The 6,615-nt window shown below is 36.9% G+C and carries 7 protein-coding genes; 3 read left to right on the plus strand and 4 right to left on the minus strand.

Features of this window, described 5'->3' with window-relative positions; genetic code table 11:
- The first annotated feature begins 36 nt into the window (after positions 1-36).
- Positions 37-162 carry a hypothetical protein gene (locus tag ACXACQ_RS02255; RefSeq protein ID WP_474974295.1) on the plus strand — a complete coding sequence of 42 codons (126 nt, stop codon included), beginning with the start codon at positions 37-39 and terminating at the stop codon, positions 160-162.
- The gene (locus ACXACQ_RS02260; RefSeq protein ID WP_474974296.1) at positions 162-662 is read left to right on the plus strand and encodes a PepSY-like domain-containing protein; all 501 of its coding nucleotides are present in this window, start codon (positions 162-164) and stop codon (positions 660-662) included. The genes ACXACQ_RS02255 and ACXACQ_RS02260 overlap by 1 nt, the downstream gene beginning before the upstream one ends.
- A 66-nt stretch (positions 663-728) precedes the next feature.
- Here the strand turns inward: ACXACQ_RS02260 and ACXACQ_RS02265 are convergent, their stop codons facing one another.
- Both ACXACQ_RS02265 and ACXACQ_RS02270 read right to left on the minus strand, forming a co-directional pair.
- Positions 729-1,385 carry an MBL fold metallo-hydrolase gene (locus ACXACQ_RS02265; protein WP_474974297.1) on the minus strand — a complete coding sequence of 219 codons (657 nt, stop codon included), beginning with the start codon at positions 1,383-1,385 and terminating at the stop codon, positions 729-731.
- Between the two features lie 48 nt (positions 1,386-1,433).
- The gene (locus tag ACXACQ_RS02270) at positions 1,434-2,156 is read right to left on the minus strand and encodes a 4'-phosphopantetheinyl transferase family protein (protein ID WP_474974298.1); all 723 of its coding nucleotides are present in this window, start codon (positions 2,154-2,156) and stop codon (positions 1,434-1,436) included.
- A gap of 158 nt (positions 2,157-2,314) precedes the next feature.
- Between ACXACQ_RS02270 and ACXACQ_RS02275 the strand changes: the two genes are divergently transcribed.
- Positions 2,315-3,262: an acyltransferase domain-containing protein gene (locus tag ACXACQ_RS02275; RefSeq protein WP_474974299.1), complete on the plus strand. Its 948-nt coding sequence runs from the start codon at positions 2,315-2,317 to the stop codon at positions 3,260-3,262.
- Between the two features lie 7 nt (positions 3,263-3,269).
- Here ACXACQ_RS02275 and ACXACQ_RS02280 read toward each other — a convergent pair whose 3' ends face one another.
- Together ACXACQ_RS02280 and fabD are read right to left on the minus strand one after the other, a co-directional pair.
- Positions 3,270-4,145, minus strand: coding sequence for a DUF5694 domain-containing protein (locus ACXACQ_RS02280; protein WP_474974300.1), 876 nt, complete (start codon positions 4,143-4,145; stop codon positions 3,270-3,272).
- A gap of 163 nt (positions 4,146-4,308) precedes the next feature.
- Entirely contained in the window at positions 4,309-6,582 is a 2,274-nt protein-coding gene (fabD, locus tag ACXACQ_RS02285) for an ACP S-malonyltransferase (protein ID WP_474974301.1), read from the minus strand.
- Between the last annotated feature and the right edge of the window lie 33 nt (positions 6,583-6,615).

Consider the following 6,615-nt stretch of genomic DNA (forward strand, 5'->3'; position numbering starts at 1 on the left):
TATTTACCCTCACGTCATATCCAAAATATCGAAGCTATGAAGAAAACAAAGAAGATGTTTTTGTCTATAGTAAACAATGAAAATGTACTCGTTGATGGCTCTTCAGTCATATGTGAAGAAAAAAACCTAATAACACCCAAACAGTCAAAAAAGAAAAAATAATGAAATCAATATTATCAATTACATTACTAGTATTTGCCTCCTTAACGGTGTTTGGTCAAGGACCAAAAGTACCCTCTAAAGTGCAGCAAACATTCAAAACTAAATTTGCCAAAGCTCAAGATGTGGAGTGGGGGCAAGATGATGATAACAAAAACTATGTGGCCAATTTCTATTATAATGATCAAGAGCAAACAGCAAGTTTTGATAAAAATGGGGCATGGCTCTACACAGCTACAACATTAGAAGAAGAGGATTTGCCTGCTAAAATTGCCGACAAAATTGGGGAACATTATCTTGGGTCAGAGATCACCTCTATACAATTACAAACCAACGCTAAAAATCAAAAAGTGTATCTGGTGCAGCTTCAGCCAGAAGAAGTGTACATGAATGATGAAGATGAGGAGTATGACGATGACAATGATAGTAATAGCAACCCTTCGGCTTTCGTTATTAAGTTTGATGAGAACGGTAAAATATTAGACAAAAAAGAAATATTCTAACCTTATAATCAATGAGCCTTGATTCTGCCAAGAATGAAAATCCCAGATGGTAGAATCAAGGTTTATTTATTCTTTAAACTGAAATGGGTCAGGCCTGCTCTTTCGCATGCGGAAATCCACAAAATGAGACACCTTATCAAACTGAAAGTAAATATTATTTCTCAGCACATGGCCAAATGGCTTACCCACATCATCTCCAAACTTATGCCCTGGCCAAATGATAGTATCTTGACTTACATTTTGTTTCAAATAAATAACGCTGTCAAACAATCTTTCGGCATTCTCTCTACTACAAATACCTACTCCCTCTATAAAAATAGTATCTCCTGTAAATAAATTACCTTCTATTTCATAACAAACACTGCCCAGCGTATGCCCTGGGGTAGGTATGGTATTAATTTCAAAATTTGCAGTTTCCAAAGGTTGCCAATCACTAAAAGCCTCAAGATTAGCACAAGTAAAGCCTGAAATTTTTATTTCAGTTTCACTCATGTAAACAGGTACGTTGTGCAGCTTAGCAAACTGATCTGCTAAGTCTGTATGATCTCCGTGCCCATGTGTAAGTAAAATAGCTTCAATAAATATCCTGTTGTCTTTCAAAAAAGCATCAATCATGGCATAATCCCATGCCGGATCTATTAAAATACCCGCATTGTGGTTTTGCACCAAGTAACATTTATTAATGATAGATTTATTGGAAACACTGAAGGTTTTTACTTCCATAAAATTTTAGAGTAATTAATTAACTAATTTAGAGAAGGATGCAATTTATCAAACGGTAAGCACATCCCAAAAATTACCAAAAACTGGTTCTGAATTTTTGGGCATCACTACGGTACATACTCGCTCAGCATACACTTTACTGACTGCTTTATATTGAGTAAAATTCTTGAAATAAGAGATATACAATCCGTTTTTTGCTTCTACCTTTTTCACCTCTAGCAGCTTAAGGTCTAAAGTAAGCCCCGTGCGCAGCACTTTTGACAGGCTTTCTTTTATAGTCCAAAGCAGAGTAAATGCTTGAGCATCTGCCAATGTAAATAACCCATTTTCCGCCTCGGTAATATACTCTTTCACATGACTGATTTTTTCAATATCAATCTCCTCTATGTCAATAGCCATAGGATGCTCTTCATCAAATGCCAGTGCTACACCATTTTTATCTGTATGGCTAATACTAACCTGTATATTTTGGTCTTTTACGCCTTTCACTACAGGAAAATGAAACACTCCTGATTTGATATAAAAATCAACAAATGCCTGCTCAGGCAACAGTACACTTAAAGCATGCTTAGCTGCTAATCGCCCTTGCAGAAAACTTAATTTTCTTCTATCAAATTTATAATTATTGAACTGATGATTTTCTAATACATGTAAATGGTTTAAAAATCGGCTTTGTAGCTCATGAAGTGTTCCATGTACTCTGGAAAAAGCAATATTGAAATTGCCTTCTTTCCTTTTAACAAGAAATTTTCCTTTCGTGATATTACTCATGTTCAATTATCAGGCTTATTATAAAGCACAATGACTTCAAATTGATGCTAACTATTGTTATTTTGCAGCCTTAAATTAACGATAGGCGCATTTCAAAATGGCAAGTTACTAACATTTTCAGTAGCCCAGTCATAGATTTTGCACAAATACAAATGGGTATGAAGATAACATTTCTTTTTTCGGGACAAGGCAGCCAATACAGAGGTATGGGTAAAAAGCTTTATGATGAAAACCCAGTATTTAAAGGCAGTATAGAAAATAGCCATGCGTTGATAGAGAAGATACTTCACCGCTCGCTAATTGATGAATTATACCATAAGAAAGGTGAAAAGTTTGATGACTTACTTATCACCCATCCGGCCATTGTGGCTATGGAAATAGCTATGGATAAAGTATTAAAAAATGAAGGTATTCAACCAGACATGGTATCAGGCAACAGTTTGGGAGAATTTGCTGCAGCCTATTCTGCTGGTGTGTGGGGCGAAGAAACAGCCATAGTAGCAGCCATAGAACAGGCTAAAAGTATAGTAACATATGCCCCACAGGGTGGTATGATGGCTGTACTAAACAGAAAACGCCACGATCTTCAGTCCATTTACGAAAAGCATAATATTTATTTAGCTTCTGATAATTTCGATAAACATTTTACTGTAAGCGGAATACCTGAGCACTTAGATAATCTTGAAAAAGAGCTCACCAACGAAGGCATACATTATTTAAGACTTGATGTTAACCACCCCTTTCACTCCCCATTAGTAAATGATGCATTTGCACCCTTCGATTATTATATGGCGCTTAGTGAAGATTTATGTCCTCCAAAATGCACTTTTATTTCAGGAGTAGACGGTGCTATACTCAACACGCTGGCTACTGACCATTTCAAAAATGCAGTAAGCCAATACACCAACTTTGAAAAATCAGTAGAAACTATGGAAAGTATAGGCCCTTGTTTTTATATAGACTTAGGCCCATCTGGCACTAGCGCCACATTTGTGAAATATAACCTGCCAAAATCGTCCAAATCACAATCTATGCAAGTGATGTCAGCCTTTGGAAGAGAAGCAGATCAGCTAAGGTTAATAAAAAAGAGGCTTGCCTGCCTCTAATTATATATTACTTAATCATTTTTGGCTTTAGATAGGTATTAGTATCTACCAATTCAAACTCTGGATCATCCCTAAAAATACTTTTTAGTGAGCCAATATGTCCAGCTCCGATAATGATTAAAATTCGCCTGTAATTATGCTGGAGTTGATTGGTAACAATGTTAGAATAGATTTTATAATCTCTGTTTTTGAATACAGAAATTAACTCTGCTCCAATATATTTAGGGTCTACAAATTCATTATCTACCATTTCATCAGGGTTAGTAAAGGTACCGTTGGTTACTCTCGCAGGAGTCATATATCTAAGTTGATATACTAAATTGTATATTTCTGGCTGGTTGAGCAGTATTAAAAATTCTTTGAGATTCATTTTACCACTTCTAAGTGCTCCATAAACCTCACCTACTTTTTGGTGGAGTTTCTTGGTTTTATCTTCATATATTTCAATGTTATCACCATTATCTAAAATACTTTGAGAAGTACCTCCTTTGTAGTTTACACACGTAATATGATGCAATTTATTCTTTTCACCTACCCTAAAAGCGATTTGATATTTTTCACTTCTAGGATACTGCAGCTGGCTCACATCTAACTTATTTTTAACATATAGTTGGTAAAGGCTATCCACTTCTTGTTGATCTTTAGGTAGCGTTTCTATCCCTACCATATCGGGTTTAAAGTCACTAATCATGGCCGAAAAGTCCTCTAGTAACTTCTGATTTTCAGTAGACAGTGCGTCTGTATTTGGGTAGCCCTCTTTGTATAAGTTAGAGAGGTGATCTGAGCCCACTATCATTATCTCTACTGGCTCTTGCTGAGCCCACAAGATAGAAGAGTATAAAAATGTGAGGAAAACTAAAGTGGAGGTTTTTAAGGATATCATATGCTTAGGCTTTAAAATATAAATATAAGAATATTTATTTTACCTAAAAATCACTTCATTATAGCCTTAGATCATAAATATTTATGAATAAAAAACAGGGTAGTGGAGTGTTAAACAATAATGAATTCACTCCATCTACCCATAAATTGGCGCCTAGGCGTCACTAATCGTTCACCAATGAAAGAGAATCTTCCATCAGAAGTGCCGTTTCTTCCATCATTTTTATTCCGATGGCATCCACATTTCTATTTCTCCAATTTTCTAATTCAGTACCTTTCACCCATTGGTTAAATGCCCCTAATGCTGGTCCGGTATGCACTTGAAAATCCACTTTATTTTCCATAGCACCATCAAAAGCAAGTTTATTACTATAACCAAAGTACCACCTAAAAACTAATCCCATTTTTGCTTTGGGGTTAGCCTCAGCCTTGGTCAGTTCGGCCTGCATTCCATTATTACTAAAGTATTTTTTTGTGTCTTCCCAAACTTCCTGAATAGTTTTTTTAAAGTAATTTTTCTCCAACTGCTTTACGGTCTTTTCAGGCAACTCTTCCAACGAATTATATTGTTTATATAACTCATATAATTTGTTAGCCCTAACAGGGAATAGCACCCCTTTTTTCAACACCTGAACTTTAGCTCCTATTTCAAACATATCTCCAGCAGGTGCATAATCAGTATCTTGTACATTAATGGCTTGTAAAAGGTCTTTAACGGCATCGCTAGTGCCTGCTTCTACAGTACACTGGTTAATAGAGCCTGTTAAAATAAAATCAGCGCCCATCATATATGCACAACTTGCTGCCTGTGGTGTACCTATTCCGCCCGCAAGTCCCACTCTTATAGGCTTAGGGAAGCTATACTCTGCTGATAAATCTTTTCTTAACCTTTGAATGGATGGTAATAGCACAAAAGCTACACCTCTATTGGTGTGCCCTCCTGAGTCCGCTTCAACACAGATATCGTAACTTACTGGCACTTTTTTAGCCAATTCAGCTTGCTCTTGAGTAACAAGACCATCATCTAAAAGCCTTTTTACTAACCTTTCAGGAGCAGGTCTCATAAATGCCTCTGCTACTTCTGGGCGTGATACCTTGGCTAAAATTTTATTATTACACACGACACTGCCATCAGCTGCTTTAGCCAAACCTTTTAGCCTATAGTAAACCAAAGCTGGTGTTATTTGCATAAATGCTGATGCCTCGATATTTTTCACTCCATACTGAACGAAAAGCTTAGCCGTTTCCATTTCAAAATTAGAGTCATGGAGGTTATGTAACAAGTTCATGCCATAAGCTTCTCCGCCCGTTAGGCTTGATTGTATATGCTTAATATTCTCTTCTATCTGAGTAAGGGACATTCCACCAGTACCTAAGAAACCTAACATACCTGCTTTCCCCATTTTCACTACGAGCTCTTTAGAGGCTATGCCTCGGTACATAGCTCCTGCCAGATAGGTATATTTGATTCCATAATCTTTCTTGAATTCATGACTCCCCAACTTGGTACTCAGGCCAGATTTACCTTCCACAGCTACGCCATTAGTAGGAGTTACCGGAGCTGGAGCTGGCTCCTTCACAGGCGCAGCTTCTACAATAGGCGAGCACGTTTCTTTAATAGAAGAGACCATTTTAGTTAATATGGCACTGCCTACCTCTTCAAATTCGGATACATTTTTGCCCATAAGAAAACGAACAGTATCTACCCACTGCACACTACTATCAATTTGAGTGCTTAATAACTGTTTGATGCGGTCATTTTCATAAGGACGAGCCGTAACATTAGAAATTACAGGTGTCTTTAAAGGAGAAAATGAAAACTGATCTAAGAAGCCTGCAAATTCATCTGCAGCAGGTTTCATATAACGGCTATGAAATGGTGCACTAACAAATAATGGTATAATCTTAATGCCTTCATCACTAAAATCATTGAAAATAGTATCTATATCTGCTTGTTTACCCGCTATTACTATTTGAGTAGGCGTATTAAAATTGGCCACATCAATACCTGCATACTTAGGTTCTTTCAGCTTAGCTTTCAAAGCATCTGTTTCTAAACCGAGTACCGCAGCCATACCTCCACCAGAGGCTGCAGCCATAAGCTCACCTCTCTTCTGCACTAACCTCAATCCTGTTTCAAAATCAAATGCACCTGCCGCTAGCAATGCATTGTACTCACCCAAACTATGGCCTATTAGATAGTCAGGGTTAGTGCTGCCATACTGTTTCATATAGCCAAAAGCATTTACCACATATAGTGCGGGCTGAGTAAAATTAGTTTTACCCAATTGCTTTTTAGGATCTTCTACACAAAGCTCTACAATATCGTACCCCAATATTTCTGAAGCCAGTTGTGTTTCTTTAGTAAAAATTTTAAACAAATCTTTACCCATTCCTTTGTATTGAGATCCCTGACCGGGAAACATTATTGTCTTCATTCTCTTAATATTTATAGTGGTTAATAGGTCGTT

The organism is Fulvivirga sp. AWR4_260, from assembly GCF_056158185.1.